Below are 2843 nucleotides of genomic sequence, written 5' to 3'. Positions count from 1 at the left end.
TCGTCTTTATTCATGCTCATTGTCCCTTCTCGCGGAACAGGCGCTTCTCGTTGTCGGTCATATCGCGTGCGGTGACGACGAAGTCTCGACCGTCGGCGGCCTCGGCGACGACGACCATGAGGTGTCGCCCTTCGTTACTCGTGCCCAAGACCAACGTCGTCCCGTGCCGTCCCGCGGTGCGCAACCGCGGACGGCCGTAGAGCGCCTGCTCCACTTCCGACGGCTGGACACCGTGGCGAGCGATGTGAGCCTCGGAGTCCTCGGTCCACATCACATCACCGAACACGACATCAGCGTACTACGCGCGTACCACGCGAGCGAGTGGCTGCGGAGGAGTGGGACTGGATCCGGCGGAACACCGTGTCGCCGGAGCTCACCCCAGCATCGCCAAGGCCTGCAGCACCGGGGACTTCGCCCGGGGGAGGCGAGACGCGATGTCTATCAGCCGGGCTGGTTTGCCGCCTCGACGCAGCCACTCACGCAGCGCGTCGCGAGCCAGCTCGTATCCGACCTCACCGCGCAGCCGGAAAGCATCGGCAATCGACCGCTCAGGGGAGTAGATCCAGATGGTCTGATCTGATCCTGGGATGGTGATCTGCTCGCGTCCGATCTCGAATGTGGCCCGGTCGAATTGGTGCCACGCAATCGCACCCGTGCTTGCCGGCGTCCTCGATCCCCGGGGGATCGCAACGTCCAGCGCGGCGGGGATCGCATCGCTCGGTGCGGCGAACGACACCCCAGAGTTCGCCATGGTGGTACGGGCCGCACGGCAGGTCGCCAGTTTCCAGTCGTGATCGCGACGCCCGAAGAGGGGCGAATCCTGTGGCGCGTCGGCTATTACACCGACCCGCTGGGCTTCACCCCGATCGAGCTATACCAGTTCAGTCATCGTTTCGACGACTTCCACCGTCGCTTCCGCACGCTGTATTGCGCTGACTTGGCGGAAACGTGTCTGCGCGAGGTGCTCGCTGACTTCCGGCCGAACCTCGACGCGATGCGCCGTCATGTCGAGCGCTACGGGCCCGCGGTCCTGCAGCTCGATGGTCCCTTGGTTGATCTGACCGACGTGCCCACCCGCCAACAGATCGAGCATCGCCACGTCGATTTTCTGCTTGAGCACGACCTGCAGCACCTCGATTTACATGAGATCACGGCGCCGGCGCCGTCCGCTTTCCCTCTCGCCTGGACGGCCACGCATGCGTCGCACTGTTCGAGGGGCGCGGCACCGCGAGCTTGGCGGGAGACCCGATCCCGCTCACCGACCCGCCGCCCGAACCGCTCACCAATGTCATCACGCCCTGGGGCCTGGTGCTTGAGCCAGCGCGGTGAGATTGCTCCAGATTGATGCGACACGAAGCACCCGGTGATAGACGTCAAACGAAACCGTTGGGCCCGCTCACTGTGAACGTCGCCTCCGTCGGGATCAATGAAGACGGCAAGATGAGTTACCGAATATTGCCGCTAGTGATCGGAATCGATGGAAATGATCAGGTTCCCATCGTTGCCGATTGGCGGCGAATACTGTTGTGGCACAGGAGCAGACGATAAACATCACGTTTGAACGCGAAGTTGCTGTTGGTAATCCGTTGGTCGCGGGTTCGAGCCCCGCCCGCACCCCTTAGAAATGCCTGACTTCGGCAGTCAAAGCGGCCATTTAACAACGGCGTGACTGCAACACGGCTCAACCGAGGGGCGAAGCGGCTGAGCTGGCAAATTTCCACAATTTCCGGTGTGGATAAACCGTCAGGTGTTTACGCTGCCTATGAGTCGTGCTGTGTCATCCAACAAGGAGGTTGGGCCACATGATTCTCCGAGCAACCCTCATCGCGACAACTATCTGGGGAAGTGTCACCAGTACGGCCCCCATGGCGGTTGCGGACCCGCCCGACACGAACTGCACGCCAGTCAGCAACAACAGTTGTGTGTATAAGAACTGCACCGACGCGAAGGCGCACAGCAGGTGCAACATTCCAGAGGGTGACCCGGCCTACTGTCCTAAGCAAGACCGTGATGGTGACGGCCTGGCCTGCGAGTGCTAGAGGACTGTCCGGATCGCCCGCACTCCGTTGGGCGTGTGCAACATCGTTGGGCTGCAAGGGCACATAAAGTGGTCTCAGGCCCTGCCATGGCAGGCCACGACGACGGAGCTGAGGGGGCTCAGTCAACGAAACCCACAGACTGACAAGGTCTCCAACGACTTCGCCGCTGCACACGGCATTATCACCCGACCGCAAGGAGGAATACCGTGCCCGACGCAGATTCCCTACAGGCCGACATCTCCGGCGTCGCCATCAATGGCGCCCCCGAACCGTGGCGCCAAGTGCTGGCACGCCACCCACGCAACATTGGCGATATCGTCAACGACCCAGCCCGCGGGCCATGGAACTCTACTCACAACGGGCAGCCATACCAAGGCACCTACGACGCCTTCGAACAACAGGTCACCGTTGCTGAACAGATCGCATGGGTGCATACGTTCAGCGACGGAATCACCCGCGACAGCGGCGACGTGCTCATCGAACTGATGGAGTTTGCTATTCAGTGGCGCAAAGCCAACGGGTTACCGACGACGGCAAAATGACTACTTTCAGCGATATCGCTGCCCACATCTCCGGCGTGAGGCTGGTGCGGCATGCGGTGCTCACCTTTGCCGGTACTTGGGCATCACCCGGCACCGGCTACCCGTCCGATGTGGTCAATGCCGCTAATCCCGACTTTGTCTTCGAGGTACCGGTGCAGGCGCCCTGGACGTTTGGGCCGATACCGCCCGGCGCGCCGTTGTCACCGAGCTACGCTCAGTCCGTCGAGATTGCCGTCACCAACGCCACGGCTTGGATCAACGC

General features: G+C 62.1%; 5 protein-coding genes and 1 pseudogene. 4 read left to right on the top strand and 2 right to left on the bottom strand.

All coding sequences use genetic code 11. The features are described from left to right. Positions 1-16: 16 nt before the first annotated feature. Positions 17-286 carry a hypothetical protein gene (locus AC2VOU_RS03600; RefSeq protein WP_486956114.1) on the bottom strand — a complete coding sequence of 90 codons (270 nt, stop codon included), beginning with the start codon at positions 284-286 and terminating at the stop codon, positions 17-19. Positions 287-373: 87 nt separating this feature from the next. Further along, on the bottom strand, positions 374-751 hold the full coding sequence (locus tag AC2VOU_RS03595; RefSeq protein ID WP_486956115.1) for a type IV toxin-antitoxin system AbiEi family antitoxin domain-containing protein: 378 nt from the start codon (positions 749-751) through the stop codon (positions 374-376). On the opposite strand from AC2VOU_RS03595, the gene AC2VOU_RS03590 reads away from it, so the two are divergent. From AC2VOU_RS03590 to AC2VOU_RS03575, 4 genes and pseudogenes are all read left to right on the top strand, one after another. Continuing rightward, positions 635-1345, top strand: a complete 711-nt coding sequence (locus AC2VOU_RS03590; RefSeq protein ID WP_486956113.1) for an RES domain-containing protein — start codon at positions 635-637, stop codon at positions 1343-1345. The two genes, AC2VOU_RS03595 and AC2VOU_RS03590, sit on opposite strands and share 117 nt — an antisense overlap. 457 nt (positions 1346-1802) lie before the next feature. Further along, on the top strand, positions 1803-2039 hold the full coding sequence (locus AC2VOU_RS03585) for an excalibur calcium-binding domain-containing protein (protein WP_082129510.1): 237 nt from the start codon (positions 1803-1805) through the stop codon (positions 2037-2039). Between the two features lie 206 nt (positions 2040-2245). Then, complete coding sequence (locus AC2VOU_RS03580) at positions 2246-2581, top strand: hypothetical protein (protein WP_047314608.1); 336 nt, start codon at positions 2246-2248, stop codon at positions 2579-2581. Further along, positions 2578-2843, top strand: a pseudogene (locus tag AC2VOU_RS03575) (hypothetical protein); the annotation flags it as partial. The gene AC2VOU_RS03580 and the pseudogene AC2VOU_RS03575, both read left to right, overlap by 4 nt.

It is taken from the genome of Mycobacterium sp. TH-M25, assembly GCF_057473665.1.
Note: the sequence above shows the minus strand (reverse complement) of the source record. Positions and strands in the feature narration are given on the sequence as shown.